The sequence below is a fragment of the Tabrizicola sp. T46 genome, assembly GCF_057219895.1.
In genome coordinates this window covers 136,443-154,192 of record NZ_JBXVVV010000003.1, presented here as the reverse complement: position 1 = coordinate 154,192, position 17,750 = coordinate 136,443, and the positions used below count along the sequence as shown (strand labels likewise).

Here is a 17,750-nt window from a genome sequence, read left to right as displayed (position 1 = left end):
ACGCGCGCGATGGAAGACCTCTCCTACCTCGCCATCCTCGGCCGCATGTTCGTCCAGTTCGTGCCGGTCTGGATCGCGCTGGCCATCACCTACGCCCTGTCTATCACCTTCAAGCGCCGGCTTGGGCTTTACGGCAAGCTCTTCGACAGCCCGGTGGGCATGATCGGCTTTGGCATCGTGATGTTCTGGGTCTTCACCGCCATCCTGGCCGACCAGATCGTGACCTTCGACCCATACGCCCAGTTCTCGGGCATGAAGAACAAGCCGCTCGGCACCGCGCTCGCCAACGCCGCCGATGGTGACTACAGCCACTTCCTCCTCGGCGGTGACCATCTTGCGCGCGACGTCTTTAGCCGCATGGTGATGGGCGCGCGGTCGGTGCTGGCGATTGCACCCGCCGCCACCGCCTTCGCCTTCATGGTCGGGATCACGCTGGGCGTCCCCGCCGGCTACTTCGGCGGCAGGCTCGACACCGGGCTTTCCTTCCTAGCGAACCTCGTCCTCGCCTTCCCGGTCATCCTCCTCTTCTACCTGCTCGTCACGCCCGAGATCGTGGCCCACAAGATCCTCTTCTTCGGCGCGTTCCTCTCGCCCGAGGCGAAGCTTGCCTGCGCGGCAGCGGAAGGCGGCGGGGGCCTGGCCTGCTTCGGCATGTCGATCCCGACGATGATGGCAGCCGCCCTCTTCATCTTCCCGATCATCTTCCTCTCGGTCCTTCTCAACGCCCGCTTCTTCACCGACCCGATGAAGCGCAACCTCTACGTCGGGGCGGTCCTCGTCTTCGGCCTCTGGGCCTACTCGGGCCTCGCCTTCAACGCCGACCCGCTTGGCGTCTGGGCGATGGAGCCGAACCTCCTCAACGTCTTCGTCTCGGTCGTCTTCGTGAACGCGCCCACGGTCTTCCGCATCGTGCGCGGCATTGTGATGGATCTGAAATCGCGCGACTACGTTGCTGCCGGACAGACCCGCGGTGAGGGGGCCTGGTATATCATGCTCTGGGAAATCCTGCCCAACGCGCGAGGGCCCCTGATCGTCGATTTCTGCCTCCGCATCGGCTACACCACGATCCTCCTCGGCACGCTCGGCTTCTTCGGCCTCGGCGTCGCCCCCGACAGCCCGGACTGGGGGTCGACCATCGATGACGGCCGCAAGACGCTCAGCATGTTCCCCCACGCCGCCGTGGTGCCCGCCCTCGCCCTGATGAGCCTCGTCCTCGGCCTGAACCTCCTCGCCGACGGCCTGCGCGAAGAAAGCCTGAAGGATTGACGCCATGACCGCATCCGACTGGGACCCCTCGCAACCTATTCTGGAGATCGAGCATCTCTCGATCTCCTTCTTCACGCGCTTGCGCGAAATCCCGGCGGTCATGGACTTCTCCTGCACCGTCATGGCGGGCGAGGCGATGGGCCTCGTGGGCGAGAGCGGCTGCGGCAAGTCGACCGTCGCCCTTGCCGTGATGCGAGAGCTTGGCAAGACCGGCCGCATCGTCGGCGGGTCGATCAGGTTCAAGGGCCGCGACCTGACCCACATGAACGACGAAGAACTGCGCCATATCCGGGGCAGCGAGATCGCCATGATCTACCAGGAGCCGATGGCCTCGCTGAACCCGGCGATGAAGATCGGGGCGCAGCTTGCCGAAGTGCCGATGATCCATTCCGGCATGGCCAAGGACGAGGCCTGGAAGCTGGCCCGCCAGATCGTCGCCGACGTGCGCCTGCCCGACCCCGACCGGATCATCAACAGCTATCCGCACCAGCTTTCGGGCGGCCAGCAGCAGCGCATCGTCATCGCCATGGCGCTGATGGCCAAGCCCGCGCTCCTCATCCTCGACGAACCCACCACCGCGCTCGACGTGACGGTCGAGGCCGGGATCGTCGACCTCGTGAAAGACCTCGGGGAAAAGTACGGCACCTCGATGCTTTTCATCAGCCACAACCTTGGGCTGGTGATGGATGTCTGCGACCGGATCTGCGTGATGTATTCGGGCGAGGCGGTGGAGACCGGCAACGTGACCGAAGTCTTCGACAAGATGCGCCACCCCTATACCCAGGCGCTCTTCCGTTCTATCCCGCTGCCCGGGGCCGACAAGAACGCGCGTCCCCTGATCTCGATCCCCGGCAACTTCCCCCTGCCCCACGAACGCCCGCCCGGCTGCAACTTCGGGCCGCGCTGCGACTATTTCCAGAAGGGCCGCTGCGACGCCACGGATATCCCGATGTCCGCCGTCCCCGGCGACGACCGGCACGAAAGCCGCTGCCTCCGCTGGCAGGAGATCGACTGGGAGGCCCCGCCCGCCAAACGCGAGGTCAAGGAAAAGGCCGCCGTCGGCCGGGTCGTCCTGAAGATGGAAGACCTGAAAAAATACTACTCGGTCTCGTCCGGCGCCTTTGGCGGCGGGGCGAAGAAGGTGGTCAAGGCCAATGAGACCCTCAGCTTCGAGGCCCGCGAAGGCGAGACGCTGGCCATCGTGGGCGAATCCGGCTGCGGCAAGTCGACCTTCGCCAAGGTGCTGATGGGGCTGGAGACCGCGACCTCCGGGTCGATCATGCTCTTTGACGAAAACGTCCAGTCCACCCCGATCCAGAAGCGCAATACCGATGTCGTCTCGTCGGTGCAGATGGTGTTCCAGAACCCCTTCGACACGCTGAACCCGTCGATGAGTGTGGGCCGCCAGATCATCCGGGCGCTCGAGATTTTCCACTACGGCAAGTCCGATGCCGAACGGCAGCAGCGGATGCTGGAACTCCTCGACCTCGTGAAGCTTCCCCGCGCCTTCGCCGACCGGATGCCGCGCCAGCTTTCCGGCGGACAGAAGCAGCGCGTCGGCATCGCCCGGGCCTTCGCCGGAGGGGCCAAGGTCGTCGTCGCGGACGAACCCGTCTCGGCGCTTGACGTGTCGGTGCAGGCCGCCGTCACCGATCTCCTGATGGACATCCAGCGTGAGAACAAGACAACCCTCCTTTTCATCAGCCATGACCTCTCGATCGTCCGCTATCTCAGCGACCGGGTGATGGTCATGTATCTGGGGCATGTGGTGGAAATGGGCACGACCGACCAGGTCTTCCAACCGCCCTACCATCCCTATACCGAGGCGCTCTTGTCCGCCGTCCCGATCGCCGACACCAAGGTCGAACGAAAGCGGATCGTGCTGGAAGGCGACATCCCCTCGGCGGTCAACCCGCCCCCCGGCTGCCCGTTCCAGACCCGCTGCCGCTGGAAATCCCAGGTCAGCCCCGCCGGCCTCTGCGAACGCGAGATGCCCCCCGTTCAGGTGCTGGAGGGCGGCCACCAGATCAAGTGCCACCTCAGCCGCGAAGCGCTGGCCAGCATGGAGCCGGTGATCAAGATCGCCGCCGAGTAGGGTGGGGTTCCACCCCACCTGCCGGTTAGATCAGCCGAGGATCGCCTTCACGTAACTCTCGGTCTCGGCATAGGGAGGGATGCCGTCATGCAGCTCGACAGCGCCGGGGCCGGCGTTGTAGGCGGCCAGTGCCAGTTTCCAGCTGCCGAACTTGTCGTACATCATCCGCAGATAGCGCGCGCCGCCCTCGAGATTCGCCTCGGGGTCATTGATGTCGACCCCCAGAAGCTCAGCGGTGCCCGGCATCAGCTGCGCAAGCCCCGTCGCGCCCTTGACCGAGACTGCACCCGGATTCCAGCCGCTTTCCTGCTGCACAAGCCTGAGGAACAAGTCTTCAGGCACGCCATGCTTGCGCGCTGCGGCCTTGGCAACTTCCAGATACTCTCCGCGATAGCTTCCGCGGAAGGCCGGAACCGTCTCGTCGGTCTCCCCTTCCTTGTACTTCGGGGTCAGCCTGACCGACCCGCTGTATTGCTTGGACAAGCGCTTGTCGATCAGGTCGCTTTGGGATTCAAAGATTGCCAGACGCGACTTGGTCGAGCCGGTCAGCTTCAATCCTTCGCCCGCTGCGAAGCTTCCAGAGCCCACAAGCACAAGGCAGGCCGCGACCACCCGGCCCGTCTGCTTTCCCAAGCGCGTCAAATCTGCCCTCGTACCGCAATTTCTGGCCGGGAATATATCAGCCCGCGCCGGAAATTCCAGATGCCCCGCTGCGGCGCTTCGGGGGCCCTTCCCTGCAAGGGGCGGCCTTCCGCCGATCCATGCCGCGAACCCCGGGTTGCCGCTGCCCTCAGGCTGGGTATAGGTTTGTTAACCAAGCCGGGGCAAAGCTGACCCCGGCACGCAAGGAACAGGGAGATTCGCATGGCGGGGTCGGTCAACAAGGTCATTCTCATCGGCAACCTCGGCCGCGACCCCGAGGTGCGCAGTTTCCAGAACGGCGGCAAGGTGGTGAACCTGCGCATCGCCACCTCGGAAACCTGGCGCGACCGCAATTCCGGCGAGCGGAAGGAACGCACCGAATGGCACTCGGTCGCGATCTTCAACGAAGCCCTGGGCAAGATCGCCGAGCAGTACCTGAAGAAGGGCAGCACCGTCTATATCGAGGGCCAGCTCGAGACGCGGAAATGGCAGGACCAGTCCGGTCAGGACAAGTATACGACCGAAATCGTCCTGCGCCCCTACTCTGGGAACCTGACTCTTCTGGGCGGCCGCGATGGCGGTTCGGGCGGCGGCGGCGGGCATGACGACCGCGGCGGCTATGACGAAGGCGGCTCGGGTGGTGGCTACGGCGGCGGGTCGCGCGGCGGCTCTGGCGGCGGCATGGGTGGCGGCGCGGGCGGCGGCAGCCGGTCCGACATGGACGACGAAATCCCGTTCTGATCGGCAGGCGCACCCCGGTCTGGACCTTGGCTTGGTGATTCCCTATATAATTGGTCAACAACCCATGGCAGGACGCCGACCATGACCGACCAGATCGAGGGCAAGCCGCTGATCAAGCCCTCCTCCACCGACCATCCGCTTTACCCCGAGGTCGTCGAGGCCTGCCGCACGGTGTTCGACCCCGAGATCCCTGTGAACATCTTCGACCTCGGCCTCGTCTACACGATCGAGATCGGGAAAGAGAACGAGGTCGATATCACCATGACCCTAACCGCTCCCGGCTGCCCCGTCGCGGGCGAGATGCCGGGCTGGGTCGCCAATGCCGTGGAACCCCTGCCGGGGGTGAAGCAGGTCGATGTCCACATGACCTTCGACCCGCCTTGGGGGATGGACATGATGTCCGACGAGGCGAGGCTGGAACTGGGGTTCATGTAGCCCAAGCGCCAAGGCAGCCCGCAAAACAGCAGCCTTGAACGGGGCTGCCAGCAGGCTTACCTTTGACGTGAACCGAAAGGACAGATCATGTTCGGCATTCCCGGCAAGGCCGCCGTCACCTTGACCCCCGCCGCCACCCGCCAGATTGCGCGGCTGATGGAGAAACAGGCTTCCCAGGGCCTGCGCATCGGCGTCAAGAAGGGCGGCTGCGCTGGCATGGAATACACGATGGAATACGTCGCATCGGTGAACCCGCTGGACGAGATTGTCGAACAGGACGGCGCCCGCGTAATGATCGCCCCCATGGCGCAGATGTTCCTCATCGGCACCGAGATCGACTACGAGACCTCGCTTCTGGAATCGAAGTTCACTTTCCGCAACCCGAACGTGGCCGAGGCCTGCGGCTGCGGCGAGTCGATCAAGTTCAAGGACCAGCCCGCCGCCTGACCGCGGCGGCCAGCGCGCAACTGAAAAAGCCCTTCCCACCGGAAGGGCTTTTCCTTTGGCGGCCAAGACGCTAGGCCTGTGCCGTCAGATGGAGAGACCGCACATGAAGAAGCTCGCCGCCGGGAACTGGAAGATGAATGGCACCGCCTCCGCCCTGGCTGAGGTTAAGGCGCTGATCGCCGCCCACCCCGCCCCCGCATGCGAGATGCTCCTTTGCCCGCCCGCCACCCTACTGGCCCAGATGGCCTGGGCCGCAAAGGACAGCGCCCTAATGGTCGGCGGTCAGGACTGCCACCCCAAGGCCTCGGGCGCGCACACCGGCGACATCGCGGCGGCGATGCTGAAGGACGCCGGGGCGACCCATGTCATCGTCGGCCATTCCGAACGCCGGACCGACCACCAGGAAACCGACGCTTTGGTGAAGGCCAAGGCCGAGGCGGCACTTGCCGCCGGCCTTGTCGCCATCGTCTGCATCGGCGAGACCGAGGCCGAGCGTGACGCCGGCCAGACCCTCGCCGTGAACGGCCGCCAGCTTGACGGCTCGATCCCCGCAGGCGCGACCGCCGCCAACCTTGTCATCGCCTATGAACCCGTCTGGGCCATCGGCACCGGCCGCACCCCGACCCTGGACGAGATCGCCGAGGTCCATGCCTTCCTCCGCGACCGCCTCACCGGTCTCATCGGGGCCGAGGCTGCCGGCGTGCGCCTTCTTTACGGCGGCTCGGTCAAGCCGTCGAACGCCACCGAGATCTTTGCCGTGCCGCATGTCGACGGTGCGCTGGTCGGCGGCGCAAGCCTCAAGGCCGCCGATTTCGGCGCGATTGTCGCCGCCCTTTCGGCCTGACGACATCCCGGGTCGCTGGCGGCAAAGTCCCCGCGGCGATCCCGGCGCAAGGTGCAGCCCATGACCGCGCTTTCCCCCGTTGCCAGACGTTCGCTGCTGGTCGCCAACGCCCTTTGCATGGCCTCGATGATCATCTGGGCCTCGGGCCTGCCCGCGGCGGACCTCATCATCCCGCACATGCCCCCGATTGCCCTCACCGCCGGGCGCGCGATCCTTGCCGCCCTTGTCCTCCTGCCGGTCTGGTGGGTGCTCGAAGGGCGCGCTGCCGTGCTTGGCGCGAACTGGCTGACCGGCGCCTGGGTCGGCTTCGTCACCCTTGGCCTCGCCTCGTTCTTCGTCATCATCGCGCTTCAGTTCAACGATCCAGTCACAGTGGCCATCGTCACCGCCGTCATGCCGGTCTGCGGCATCCTGCTGGAATGCCTTGCCGACAAGCGCCCCTTCACCCGGGCGCTCGCCATCGGCCTTGTCCTTTCGGTCGCGGGCGGCCTAGTCGCCGTGCGCGGTGCGGATGGCGAGGTTGATTTCGGGATCGGCGTCCTCGCCGCCCTCGCCTCGGTCATCTGCTACACCTGGGGCAGCCGCGAAACCGTGCGGGCGCTGCCGGACCTCACCCCCCTTGGCCGCAGCACCGTCACCGTCGCCGGCTGCGCGGTGGTCGCGCTGATCGCGGCTGTCGCAGACGGCCTTCTGCGCGGCAACTGGCCCGACTGGGCCGCCATCGGCCCCACCGAATTCGCCGGCCTCGCCATCTTCGGGATCGGGTCGATGGCGGTCAGCCAGCTTCTGTGGATCATCTCGGTCGGCCGCATCGGCATCGGCGCGGCCTCGATGCACATGAATGCCGTGCCCTTCTACACCATGCTGATGGTCTTCGCGCTGGGTGGAGCCTGGAACTGGTGGCAGACCGCCGGGGCCGCCATTGTCGTCTTCGGCGCGCTGATCGCGCAAGGCCTGGTCGGGCGGGGGAGGATCTGATGCAGAGCCTGACGCAGTCCCCGAAGGATCCGGCCTTCGTCCAGAACCCCTACCCGTTCTACGAGACCGCCCGCGCCGCCGGCCACTTCTTCCACTGGGCCGACTACAACCTTGTCTGCACCGGCAGCGCCGCCGCCGTGAACGCCATCTTCCGCGACCGCCGCTTTGGCCGCGAACCCGTGACGCCCCCGCGCGTGCCGCCGCATCTCGCCCCCTTCTACGCGGTCGAGGCGCATTCGATGCTGGAGCTGGAGCCGCCCCGCCACACGCGCCTTCGGAACCTCGTTCTCCGCGCCTTCACTTCGCGCCGGATCGCGGCGCTTGAGCCCGAGATCGCGGCGCTCGCGACCGAACTCGTCCAGGCCTTGCCCTCAGGCGACTTCGACCTTTTGCAGGCCTTCGCCCAGCCCCTGCCCGTTCGCATCATCGCCCGGCTCCTCGGCGTGCCCGAAGAGATGGCGCCCGACCTCCTCCGCTGGTCGAACGCGATGGTCGGCATGTACATGGCCGGCCGCACGCCCGAGATGGAGGCAAAGGCCGTCGCCGCGACCGAGGCCTTCGTCTCGTTCCTGAAGTCCTATGTCGAGGAACGGCGGGCGCGTCCCGCCGACGATCTCATCACCCAGCTCATCGCCGCCGAAATGGAAGGCGACCGGCTAACGACGGACGAGCTGATCTCCACCTGCATCCTCCTCCTGAATGCAGGCCACGAGGCGACAGTGCATACGATCGGGAACGGGGTGAAGGCGCTTCTGGAAACACGCACCCCGTTCACGGCGCTTGATCCCGCGAACGTAGAGGCCACGGTCGAGGAGATCCTCCGCTTCGACCCAGCGCTCCACATGTTCACCCGCTGGGCCTATGAAGATATCGAGGTCATGGGGCACACTTTCCGCCGGGGTGACCAGGTGGGCCTCCTCCTCGCCGCCGCGAACCGCGACCCCGGGGCATGGGACCGGCCCGACCGCTTCCTTCCCTCCCGCCCGGTGAAGCCCCATGCCAGCTTCGGCGCGGGCCTCCATTTCTGCGTCGGCGCGCCCCTTGCACGGCTGGAGCTTCAGGTCGCCCTGCCGATCCTTTTCCGCCACCACCCCGGGCTGAAGCTGGCGGCAAAGCCGGCCTACGGCGATGTCTATCACTTCCACGGGTTGAAGGCCCTGATCGTTTCGACGTGACCCGCGCAAAGCCGTGAAATCCGACGGGTTTTTCGTCTGCAGTGTCAGAAATCCTGTGGCCAAAACCTGAGGCTTCGATAACTCTAGGATCGAGACGCGACGAGGGAGGTGCATTGATGCGCGGTTTTCGACTGTGTGCGATCCTTGGTCTGATCGCAATACTTGGCAGCCTTACACCGGTCGTCCTGCCAGCAAGGGCTGAAACAGCTCCGGCGCAAGCGGTCGAAGAAGGCATCGTTACCCTTGCCGACACGAAGATTCAGTATTTCAGCCGGGGCAGCGGTGAGACGATCATCCTTCTGCCTGGCAGCACCCTTACCGTGGGCTACCTCGACGGGCTGGCGGACTCGCTTGCCGCCGCCGGGTTCCGGGTTGTCGGCATCAACCTGCGGGGCACAGGAAAAAGCATCGGATCCACCGGTGGCGTCACCCTGCAGACCATAGCCGACGACGTGGCCGGGGTCGTGAAAGCCCTGAACACCGGCCCGGTCCATATTGCGGGGAACGACTTCGGCAATCGAGTCGCGCGGATGTTCGCGGCCTCCTATCCCGACCTGACGAAAAGCGTCATCCTGCTGGCGGCCGGTGGGAAAGTCCCGCCGCAGCCAGACGCGCTTGCGGCACTCCAGACCGTCTTCAACCCGGCCGCCACCGAAGAACAGATTCTGGCAGCCATGGCCTATTTCGTGGCCGACCCCGCAACCGCGCCCGCCGTCTGGGCCACGTTCAAATCCGCCCGCGATCCCTCTTCGGCTGCGATGCAAGAGGGCGCCGCCCGCTCGACACCGCTCAGCGCATGGTGGGCCCCGCCCGGCGACGTCAGGTACCTGATCCTGCAAGGGGCAGAAGATCAGATCGCCCCGCCACAGAACGGCGCAGATCTGCAGCAGGAACTTGGGGACCGCGCGCAGCTGATCAACGTTCCCGGCGCAGGGCATCTCATGCCGATTGAACAGCCCGGGGCGGCAGCCGAGGCCATCAAGGCGTTCATCGCAAGCCTCGGCACTTCCCAGTAGGCGGTCACGTTACAAGGGCAGCACCGTCGTCGACTTGATCTCCTCCATGCTCAGCAGTGCCGTCACATTGTAGATCCGCACCTCCGAGATCAGGGCCTGGTAGAAGGTGTCATAGGCTCGGGCGTTCTTCACCCGCACTTTCAGGATATAGTCGATATCCCCTGCCAGCCGGTGCGCCTCCAGAACTTCGGGCCGTTCACGCAGCGTTTTCAGGAACTTGCGCTGCCACTCGGCCTCATGTTCGCTGGTCCGGATCAAGACGAAGAAACAGGCCTCCAACCCCAGTGCCTCGGCGTCAAGGATCGCGGTCGTCCGGGTGATCACCCCCTGCTCGCGCATCCGACGGATCCGGTTCCACACCGGCGTCTTGGACGACCCCACCTTCCGGGCGATTTCGTCCAATGACTGCTCGGCATCCTGTTGCAGTTCGGACAGGATTTTCCGGTCCAGATCATCCAGCGCGGCACTCATTCCTGATTTCCCCTCATTCCCGGAACATGGGTTCCCCGTGGGAGCACTATCGGAACAAGCGTCCTTATCTGCAAGGCTCTCTGGTCCCGAAGGGGGAAAATATTCTATATTCTATGCAGTCGTGCAGCCGTCGAGGGCCCCATGAGCCGCCGCTTCACCCCGAAGATCGTGACCGCCAACCGCCTTCGAGAAGGCGATGTCGTCTACCTTACGACCGACGACCGCTGGTCGCCCTTCCACCACGAGGCCGAACTGATCGAGGACGAGGCCCATGCCCAGATGCGCCTCTTGCATGCTGCTGCCCAGAAGCTAGTTGTCGTCGGCGCCTATCTCGCCGATGCGAAACCGGGCGCCCGGGGCCCCGAGCCCACCCACTTCCGCGAGGAGTTCCGCACCCGCGGCCCCTCGAACTACAACCACGGCAAGCAAGCCGACCTGGCCAGCTGAGGCGCGAATGTATTCCTATTCCGACTTCGACGAAGCCTTCGTCCGCAGCCGCGTCGCCCAGTTCACCCAGCAGGTCGAACGCCGGTTGGACGGCTCGCTGACCGAGGATGAGTTCCGCCCCCTGCGGCTGATGAACGGGCTTTACCTGCAGCTTCACGCCTACATGCTGCGGATCGCCATTCCCTACGGCACCCTCTCGCCCCGCCAGATGCGGCAGCTCGCCTACATCGCCGACACCTGGGACAAGGGCTATGGCCACTTCACCACCCGGCAGAACATCCAGTTCAACTGGCCGAAACTGCCCGACGTGCCGGCAATCTTGGGCGCGCTGGCGGATGTCGAGATGCACGCGATCCAGACCTCCGGCAACTGCGTGCGGAACGTCACCGCCGACCATTTCGCCGGGGCCGCCGCCGATGAGATCGCTGACCCCCGCCCCTACGCGGAACTCCTCCGCCAGTGGTCGACCGACCACCCGGAATTCCAGTTCCTGCCGCGCAAGTTCAAGATCGCCATCACGGGCTCGCCCAACGACCGCGCCGTCACGAAGGCCCACGACATCGGCCTCCGCATGGTCCGCAATGCAAAGGGTGAGCCGGGCTTTGAGGTCATCGTCGGTGGCGGCCTTGGCCGGACCCCGATGATCGGCGTCACCGTCCGCGACTTCCTGCCCGAGGCGGACCTGCTGCCTTACGTCGAGGCGGTCCTGTCGGTCTACAACACGCTTGGTCGTCGCGACAACAAGTACAAGGCGCGCATCAAGATCACCGTGCACGAGACCGGGGCCGAGGAAATCACCCGGATGATCGAGGCCCGCTTCGCCGAGCTTCGCCCGCTCTTCGGCGGCAACGACCAGAAACTCCTGGCCGAGATCCGCGAAGCCTTCGCGCCCCCTACATTCCGCAACGCGCCGATCGATGCCTATGACGCCTTCTACAAGGCCGACCCGACCTTCCGCGCCTGGGCCGACACCAACCTCGCTGAACACCGCAACGCGCAGTATGCGATCGTCACCATAAGCCTCAAGGCGCACGGGGCAACCCCGGGCGACGCGACCTCGAACCAGATGAGGTTGATCGCTGATCTTGCTGAAAAATATGGCCATTCCGACCTTCGGATCAGCCACGAACAGAACGTGATACTGCCGCATGTCCACAAGTCGGACCTGCCCACGCTGCACGCGGCCCTCGTTCAGGCGGGCCTTGGCACGGCGAATGTCGGGCTTCTCTCCGACATCATCGCCTGCCCCGGCATGGACTACTGCTCTCTCGCCACCGCCCGTTCGATCCCGGTCGCGCAGGAACTCGCGACCCATTTCGAGGCGCTTAAGCTGGAGCATGAGATCGGCCCCCTGAAGATCAAGATCAGTGGTTGCATCAACGCCTGCGGGCATCACCATGTCGGCCATATCGGTATCCTCGGCCTCGACCGGGCGGGGGTTGAAAACTACCAGATCACCCTTGGCGGCGACGGCACCGAAGATGCGGTGATCGGTGAAAAGACCGGGCCTGGCTTTGCCTATACCGAGATCGTGCCGGCCATCGAACGCATTCTCCGCGCCTATCTCGAACTTCGCACCGAACCGTCGGAGACCTTCCTCCAGGCCTTCAAACGCGTCGGGATGGAGCCGTTCAAGGCCTCGCTCTACGACACGGAAGACGCGCAAGATGCCGCGTGACGGGCGCCACGAAGGACCGGTTGCCGAGCGCGTTGCGGCGCTGAACGCCCGCTACAAACACCACTCGGCGACGGCAGTCCTTGAACATGCGCTTAAGGACGATGACCTGGGCCGCGTGGCGCTGGTGTCGTCCTTCGGGGCGGAGTCGGTCGTTCTACTGCACCTCGTTTCGGTGATCGCGCCGGAAACGCCGGTCCTCTTCATCGACACGCGGATGCTGTTCCAGGAAACGCTCGACTACCAGCGCGAGCTGGCCGAAAAGCTCCACCTCTGTGACGTCCGCACGATCCGCGCGGCCCAGCCGCGCGTGGCTTTCGAGGACCCGGACAACACGCTGCACCAGTTCAACACCGACGCCTGCTGCAACGTCCGCAAGGTCGAACCTCTGGAGCGGGCCTTGTCGACCTTCGACGGCTGGATCACCGGCCGGAAGCGCTTTCAGAACGCGGATCGCGGCACGATCGACTTCTTCGAGAACGAGGGCGACTTCCGGATCAAGGTTAACCCGCTCGCCCATTGGGGCCGTGAGGACCTTGAGGAATACATGGTCGAAAACCGCCTTCCCCGGCATCCGCTGGTCGCCAAGGGCTACCCCTCCATCGGCTGCGCGCCCTGCACCAGCCCGGTGAAGCCCGGCGAAGATCCGCGTGCAGGCCGCTGGCGTGGCCAGGCCAAGACGGAATGCGGCATCCATTTCATCGACGGCAAGGCCGTGCGCACCCCAAAGGAGAACGCGGCATGAGCGTGATCGTCACCGATGCGGGCTTCGGGCCCGGCACCGAAGCCGAGGTCGTGGCGCTGGCCGACCTGACCGATCAGACGGCGGTGGACCTTGCGAATACCGACGACCCTGCGGCGCTGGCCGGGCATCTGGACCGCCTAACCCTTATCCGCGTCGCCTTCCCCGCCTTCAACGACGGCCGTGCCTTCACCGTCGCGCGGAAACTGCGCGAGATGGGCTACGAGGGCCAGCTTCTGGCAAAGGGTCCGGTGATCGCCGACCAGTACGCGATGCTGCGCCGGGTGGGCTTTGACGGGGCCGAGATTCCGGATGAACTCGCCGACCGCCAACCGGCCGAGCAGTGGCAATTCCGTGCCGCCGAATGGCGCGAGCATCATTATCAGGCCCGCCTGCGCGCCTGACTTTCGTCTGATCCAAATCAACGCTACAGAAGGACGGCCGCTCTAGGCCACTCTGACCCTCATGACTGAAGCGACCCTCATGACCGAAGCCCGCCCTGTGACCGCCAAGCCCCACCTGCCCGACGCCCAGACGGTCACGTCCGTGCAGCACTGGACGGACAGGCTGTTCTCGTTCCGCGTCACCCGGCCTGCCAGTTTGCGGTTCCGGTCGGGCGAATTCGTGATGATCGGGCTGATGGACGACAAGGGCAAACCGCTCCTCCGCGCCTATTCCATCGCCTCGCCCTCCTGGGACGAGGAGCTTGAGTTCTACTCGATCAAGGTGCCGGACGGCCCCTTGACCAGCCGCCTCCAGCATATCCAGCCGGGGGACGAGATCATCCTGCGGCCGAAGCCCGTGGGGACGCTGGTGGTCGATGCGCTTCTGCCGGGTAAGCGGCTCTGGTTCCTGGCGACCGGCACCGGGATCGCGCCCTTCGCGTCCCTGATGCGCGACCCGGAGGTCTATGAGAAGTTCGACCAGGTCATCATGATGCACACCTGCCGCGAGGTGGCCGAGCTTGAGTATGGCCGGCAACTGGTCGAAGGTTTGCAGGACGACCCGCTGATCGGCGAGATGGTGCAGGGCAAGCTGCGCTACTATCCGACGACGACGCGGGAGGACTTCCACCACACGGGGCGGGTGACCGACAACCTCGCCTCGGGCAAGGTGTTCGAAGACCTTGGCCTTCCGAAGATGAACCCGGAAGAAGACCGGGCGATGGTCTGCGGCAGCCTTGCCTTCAACGTCGATGTGAAGGCGATCCTGGAAGGGTTCGGGCTGCGCGAAGGGGCGAACTCCGAGCCGAAGGAATTCGTGGTCGAGAAAGCCTTTGTGGGTGACGGGATCTGAGGATCGGTGTGTCTGACCACAGTGGTCAGAATCGGAAAACCATACTGAAACAACTAGTTATATGTTTTCATTCACGATTTCTTAACCCGCCACCACAATTGAAAAGGGCCGCAGGGATCTGATCCTGCGGCCCTTTGTTTGCCTTGCGCGGCGCTTACATGCCAAGCGCGGACTTGACCTGGGCGATCGTCTCGGCAACCAGCGCGGGGTTCGCGCGGGCGGCTTCGACGGCGGTCTTCAGCGTGGTCTTGGTGGCGTCGTCCAGCGACGAGCCATCGATCAGCGCCACGACGGAATCGGCGTTGAAGTTCGCCGGATCAAGCGCGGCCATCGCATCGGTCGCGGCGTCGGCCACAGCTGCAGCGCCTTCGGTCACCGCTTCGGTCGCAGCGGTCGCGGCTTCGGTGGCGGCAGTCGCAGCTTCGGTCGCGGCTTCGGTGGCGGCGGTTGCAGCCTCGGTGGCGGTGGTCGCAGCTTCGGTCGCGGCGGTGGCAGCCTCGGTCGCGGCTTCGGTCGCGGCCTCGGTGGCGGTGGTCGCAGCTTCGGTCGCGGTCGTTCCTTCGGCCGGAGCCTCCGCCGCTTCCGGCGCCGGTGCCGGAGTCTGGTTCGCAAAGTAGTAATAGCCGCCTGCGGCCAGAAGCACGACGATCGCGCCGATGAGAACGGTTCTGTTCATGTCATATACTCCCATGACCGGGGCCCTGAGCCCGGATGGCGCCCATATGGCAGTTGAGTCCGGGAATGAAAAGCCCGCGCCCTCGCCCTCTGCGCGAATTCGCCGCCCGAAGGCGAGATTTGGGCCCATTCCCGGGCCCTGCCGGGTTGCAGGAGACGCGCCACAGGTCTAGATTGCGCCCGCACATCAACAACCCGTAAGGACCCACACCATAGCCCGCCGCCCCCACAATGCCCCGCCGCAGCGCGAAACCGGTCCGCGCATCAATGACCGTATTCGCTCGCCCGAGATCCGCCTGATCGGCGCGGATGGCGAGAATGTCGGGGTGGTGACCCCCGCCCGCGCGCTGCAGATGGCCGAAGAGGCCGGCCTTGACCTTGTCGAGATCTCGCCCACCGCCGAACCGCCGGTCTGCAAGATCATGGACTTTGGCAAGTACAAGTACGAGACGCAGAAGCGCGAGGCCGAGGCGCGCAAGAAGCAGAAGATCATCGAGATCAAGGAAATCAAGTTCCGGCCGGGCACCGACACGCATGACTATGACGTGAAGATGCGGTCGGTCTTCAAGTTCCTGGAAGAGGGCGACAAGGTGAAAGTCACCCTGCGGTTCCGCGGCCGCGAGATGGCGCACCAGGACCTGGGGCTTGAGCTTCTGAAGCGGGTCGAGGCGGATGTCGCCGATGTGGGCAAGATCGAATCCTTCCCCAAGCTGGAAGGCCGCCAGATGGTAATGATGATCGGCCCGAAGTAACGCCGAGCACGATCTTTCGGCGAAATCGGGGCCTTCGGGCCCCGTTTGTCATTTCGCCTCGCGCAGGCGCCCGCGCTGGGGGATCTCTTTCAGAAGGCCGCCGACCCCCATGGCGGCAATGTCCGCGCCGGTCACGGGAACGCCGCAGATCACCCGCTCCATCACCCAGTCGGCGCCGTTCAGGGCCGGGCTCCTGGCGCAGCCGGGCAGGCCGATGACCGGCGCGGTGCCAAGCTGGCCCAGGAACAGAAGATTGCCCGGATCGACCGGCATCCCGAAGCGTTCGACCGTTCCGCCGACGCGGCGCAGGGCAGAGGGTGCGACGTCGTTCGGGTCCGAGGTCGCCGAGGCGGTCAGGATCAGGATCAGGTCGGCATCGCTCACCTCGGCGAGCGCAGTTGCAAGCTCGGCCTCGCGGTGCGGGACGAGGCGCTTGGGTTGCAGGGCGACCTGAAGGGCTGACAGGCGGCTTTCGATCGCCCGGTGACCCGAACCCCCGTCATCCTCGGGCGTCACGGTCTGGATCAGCGCCGCGGTCCGCAAGCGTGGGGGGTGGAGCATGAGCGCCCGCTTCCCCGCTCGTGCCGCCTCTGTGACGGAGGCCGAGGCGACGCCATAGGCGATGACCTTCACCGTCGCCGCCATCTCGCCCGCCGCCAGCCGCTGCCAGCGCGGCACGGTGGCAAGGGTGATCATCGGATCAACGGCATTTAGCGCGTTGACGCGGGCGGCATCCACGCAGACGACCCCCGCCTCTGCCGCATGGATGTTGACCCGCCCGGTCCCGACGGGGCGCAGGTCCAGACCGCCCGTCTGACCGTCGACCAGCGCCTCTGCGATCGTCAGGGCTGCAGCATCCTCATGCACGTCCTGCGGGTCAAGCCGGGCGACGATCACCTCGGACATACCGATGCCGCGCAGGGTGGCGATCTCTTCCGGCCCGATGCGGCAGCCCTTCCGCAGGCGTCCGTTCGGCAGAGGCACGGAATGGGCAAGGATCGCGCCTTCGGCCTGATCGAGCGGGACAGGGCCGAACTGCATCAGAGGCGCAGGGTTGCGGTGATCTGGGCCATGATGCTGACCGCGATCTCGGCCGGGGTCCGGGCACCAATGTCAAGGCCCACGGGGGCGTGGATGCGGGCGATCTCATCCGCCGAAAAGCCTTGCGCCGTCAGGCGTTCGACGCGGCGGGCATGGGTTTTCTTTGACCCAAGCGCCCCGATGTAGAAGACGGGCGACCGCAACGCGACGGTCAGCGCCGGATCGTCGAACTTCGGGTCATGGGTCAGGGTGACGACAGCGGTGCGGGCATCCGGGGCCAGCGCCTGAAGCGCCTCGTCCGGCCAGTCATCCAGGATCGTCTCACCCGGAAAGCGCGCGGCCGAGCCGAAGGCGCCGCGGGGGTCGATCAGCGTGGGCGCATAGCCGCAGGTCCGCGCGATGGCCAGAAGCGGCTGGGCGATATGGACCGCTCCGATGACAAGAAGGCGAAGGGGCGGGTTGTGGACCGCGATGAAGCGGCCATCCTCTTCCATCCCCGAACGGTCGCTTTTCAGCCGGGCGTCCACCGCTGCGTCCTGACCCGGGGCAAGAAGCGACCGCGACCAGTCTTCCGGGTTCACGACAAGGCCAGCAGCGCGCCGGGCCGCCCGGGCGGCGACAAGATCGGCGAGGAGCGTTTCAGGCAGGGCATGGCCCCCCTCGCCCACCGGTTCGACCAGCACGCGGATCGTCCCGCCACAGGCAAGGCCGACAGCAAAGGCGGTCTCGTCGCTGACGCCGAAGGTCAGAAGGCGCGGCTGGCGGTCGGCTAGCGCCTCCAGCGCCTCGGTCACCACCGCGCCCTCGACGCATCCGCCCGAGACCGAGCCCACCATTTCGCCCGTACCGGAGACCGCAAGCTGGCTGCCGGCCTGGCGGGGGGTGGACCCCCAGGTTTCGACCACCGTGGCGATGGCGGCCCCCTGCCCGGCCCGGTGCCAGGCAAGGGCGGTTTCGGGGATCTGGTCATGCGCCGCGCGAGTCATGGGCAAAGTATGCGTCCCCCCGGCGC

20 protein-coding genes are annotated in these 17,750 nt (G+C 65.7%); 15 read left to right on the top strand and 5 right to left on the bottom strand.

All coding sequences use genetic code 11. The annotated features are described in order from the left end of the window. The first annotated feature begins 9 nt into the window (after window positions 1–9). Together AC2D9V_RS13635 and AC2D9V_RS13630 are read left to right on the top strand one after the other, a co-directional pair. On the top strand, window positions 10–1,266 hold the full coding sequence (locus AC2D9V_RS13635) for an ABC transporter permease (protein WP_484714634.1): 1,257 nt from the start codon (window positions 10–12) through the stop codon (window positions 1,264–1,266). A gap of 4 nt (window positions 1,267–1,270) precedes the next feature. Continuing rightward, window positions 1,271–3,361 (top strand): dipeptide ABC transporter ATP-binding protein, encoded by a 2,091-nt coding sequence (locus AC2D9V_RS13630; protein WP_484714633.1) that lies wholly within the window; start codon window positions 1,271–1,273, stop codon window positions 3,359–3,361. 30 nt (window positions 3,362–3,391) lie between these two features. Here the strand turns inward: AC2D9V_RS13630 and AC2D9V_RS13625 are convergent, their stop codons facing one another. Then, the gene (locus AC2D9V_RS13625) at window positions 3,392–3,994 is read right to left on the bottom strand and encodes a lytic transglycosylase domain-containing protein (protein WP_484714632.1); all 603 of its coding nucleotides are present in this window, start codon (window positions 3,992–3,994) and stop codon (window positions 3,392–3,394) included. A gap of 231 nt (window positions 3,995–4,225) precedes the next feature. Here AC2D9V_RS13625 and ssb point away from each other — a divergent pair, with 231 nt between their 5' ends. The 7 genes from ssb (at window position 4,226) to AC2D9V_RS13590 (ending at window position 9,639) form a co-directional block, all read left to right on the top strand. After that, complete coding sequence (gene ssb / locus AC2D9V_RS13620; RefSeq protein WP_484714631.1) at window positions 4,226–4,744, top strand: single-stranded DNA-binding protein; 519 nt, start codon at window positions 4,226–4,228, stop codon at window positions 4,742–4,744. A gap of 81 nt (window positions 4,745–4,825) precedes the next feature. Then, window positions 4,826–5,179 carry an SUF system Fe-S cluster assembly protein gene (locus AC2D9V_RS13615; RefSeq protein ID WP_484714630.1) on the top strand — a complete coding sequence of 118 codons (354 nt, stop codon included), beginning with the start codon at window positions 4,826–4,828 and terminating at the stop codon, window positions 5,177–5,179. Window positions 5,180–5,266: 87 nt separating this feature from the next. Continuing rightward, complete coding sequence (locus tag AC2D9V_RS13610) at window positions 5,267–5,626, top strand: HesB/IscA family protein (protein ID WP_484714629.1); 360 nt, start codon at window positions 5,267–5,269, stop codon at window positions 5,624–5,626. A 103-nt stretch (window positions 5,627–5,729) separates the two neighbouring features. Continuing rightward, the gene (gene tpiA / locus AC2D9V_RS13605) at window positions 5,730–6,470 is read left to right on the top strand and encodes a triose-phosphate isomerase (protein ID WP_484714628.1); all 741 of its coding nucleotides are present in this window, start codon (window positions 5,730–5,732) and stop codon (window positions 6,468–6,470) included. Between the two features lie 60 nt (window positions 6,471–6,530). Then, the gene (locus AC2D9V_RS13600; protein ID WP_484714627.1) at window positions 6,531–7,448 is read left to right on the top strand and encodes a DMT family transporter; all 918 of its coding nucleotides are present in this window, start codon (window positions 6,531–6,533) and stop codon (window positions 7,446–7,448) included. After that, on the top strand, window positions 7,448–8,623 hold the full coding sequence (locus AC2D9V_RS13595) for a cytochrome P450 (protein WP_484714626.1): 1,176 nt from the start codon (window positions 7,448–7,450) through the stop codon (window positions 8,621–8,623). The genes AC2D9V_RS13600 and AC2D9V_RS13595 overlap by 1 nt, the downstream gene beginning before the upstream one ends. A gap of 116 nt (window positions 8,624–8,739) precedes the next feature. After that, a complete protein-coding gene (locus tag AC2D9V_RS13590) occupies window positions 8,740–9,639 on the top strand; it encodes an alpha/beta fold hydrolase (protein ID WP_484714625.1) in 900 nt (299 codons plus the stop codon). A 9-nt stretch (window positions 9,640–9,648) separates the two neighbouring features. On the opposite strand, the gene AC2D9V_RS13585 is transcribed toward AC2D9V_RS13590, so the two are convergent. Beyond that, a complete protein-coding gene (locus tag AC2D9V_RS13585; RefSeq protein ID WP_484714624.1) occupies window positions 9,649–10,110 on the bottom strand; it encodes an Lrp/AsnC family transcriptional regulator in 462 nt (153 codons plus the stop codon). Between the two features lie 141 nt (window positions 10,111–10,251). On the opposite strand from AC2D9V_RS13585, the gene AC2D9V_RS13580 reads away from it, so the two are divergent. The 5 genes from AC2D9V_RS13580 (at window position 10,252) to AC2D9V_RS13560 (ending at window position 14,270) form a co-directional block, all read left to right on the top strand. Next, complete coding sequence (locus tag AC2D9V_RS13580; protein ID WP_484714623.1) at window positions 10,252–10,557, top strand: DUF2849 domain-containing protein; 306 nt, start codon at window positions 10,252–10,254, stop codon at window positions 10,555–10,557. A 7-nt stretch (window positions 10,558–10,564) separates the two neighbouring features. Beyond that, window positions 10,565–12,235, top strand: a complete 1,671-nt coding sequence (locus tag AC2D9V_RS13575) for a nitrite/sulfite reductase (RefSeq protein WP_484714622.1) — start codon at window positions 10,565–10,567, stop codon at window positions 12,233–12,235. After that, on the top strand, window positions 12,225–12,977 hold the full coding sequence (locus AC2D9V_RS13570; protein ID WP_484714621.1) for a phosphoadenylyl-sulfate reductase: 753 nt from the start codon (window positions 12,225–12,227) through the stop codon (window positions 12,975–12,977). The genes AC2D9V_RS13575 and AC2D9V_RS13570 overlap by 11 nt, the downstream gene beginning before the upstream one ends. After that, entirely contained in the window at window positions 12,974–13,378 is a 405-nt protein-coding gene (locus AC2D9V_RS13565) for a DUF934 domain-containing protein (RefSeq protein ID WP_484714620.1), read from the top strand. The genes AC2D9V_RS13570 and AC2D9V_RS13565 overlap by 4 nt, the downstream gene beginning before the upstream one ends. Before the next feature lie 79 nt (window positions 13,379–13,457). Next, complete coding sequence (locus AC2D9V_RS13560; protein ID WP_484715010.1) at window positions 13,458–14,270, top strand: ferredoxin--NADP reductase; 813 nt, start codon at window positions 13,458–13,460, stop codon at window positions 14,268–14,270. 154 nt (window positions 14,271–14,424) lie between these two features. On the opposite strand, the gene AC2D9V_RS13555 is transcribed toward AC2D9V_RS13560, so the two are convergent. After that, window positions 14,425–14,946: a hypothetical protein gene (locus tag AC2D9V_RS13555; protein WP_484714619.1), complete on the bottom strand. Its 522-nt coding sequence runs from the start codon at window positions 14,944–14,946 to the stop codon at window positions 14,425–14,427. A 172-nt stretch (window positions 14,947–15,118) separates the two neighbouring features. Between AC2D9V_RS13555 and infC the strand changes: the two genes are divergently transcribed. Continuing rightward, window positions 15,119–15,697 (top strand): translation initiation factor IF-3, encoded by a 579-nt coding sequence (gene infC, locus AC2D9V_RS13550; protein WP_484715009.1) that lies wholly within the window; start codon window positions 15,119–15,121, stop codon window positions 15,695–15,697. Window positions 15,698–15,745: 48 nt separating this feature from the next. Here infC and AC2D9V_RS13545 read toward each other — a convergent pair whose 3' ends face one another. Beyond that, window positions 15,746–16,738: a molybdopterin-binding protein gene (locus AC2D9V_RS13545; RefSeq protein WP_484714618.1), complete on the bottom strand. Its 993-nt coding sequence runs from the start codon at window positions 16,736–16,738 to the stop codon at window positions 15,746–15,748. After that, window positions 16,738–17,724 carry an XdhC family protein gene (locus tag AC2D9V_RS13540; protein ID WP_484714617.1) on the bottom strand — a complete coding sequence of 329 codons (987 nt, stop codon included), beginning with the start codon at window positions 17,722–17,724 and terminating at the stop codon, window positions 16,738–16,740. The genes AC2D9V_RS13545 and AC2D9V_RS13540 overlap by 1 nt, the downstream gene beginning before the upstream one ends. Between the last annotated feature and the right edge of the window lie 26 nt (window positions 17,725–17,750).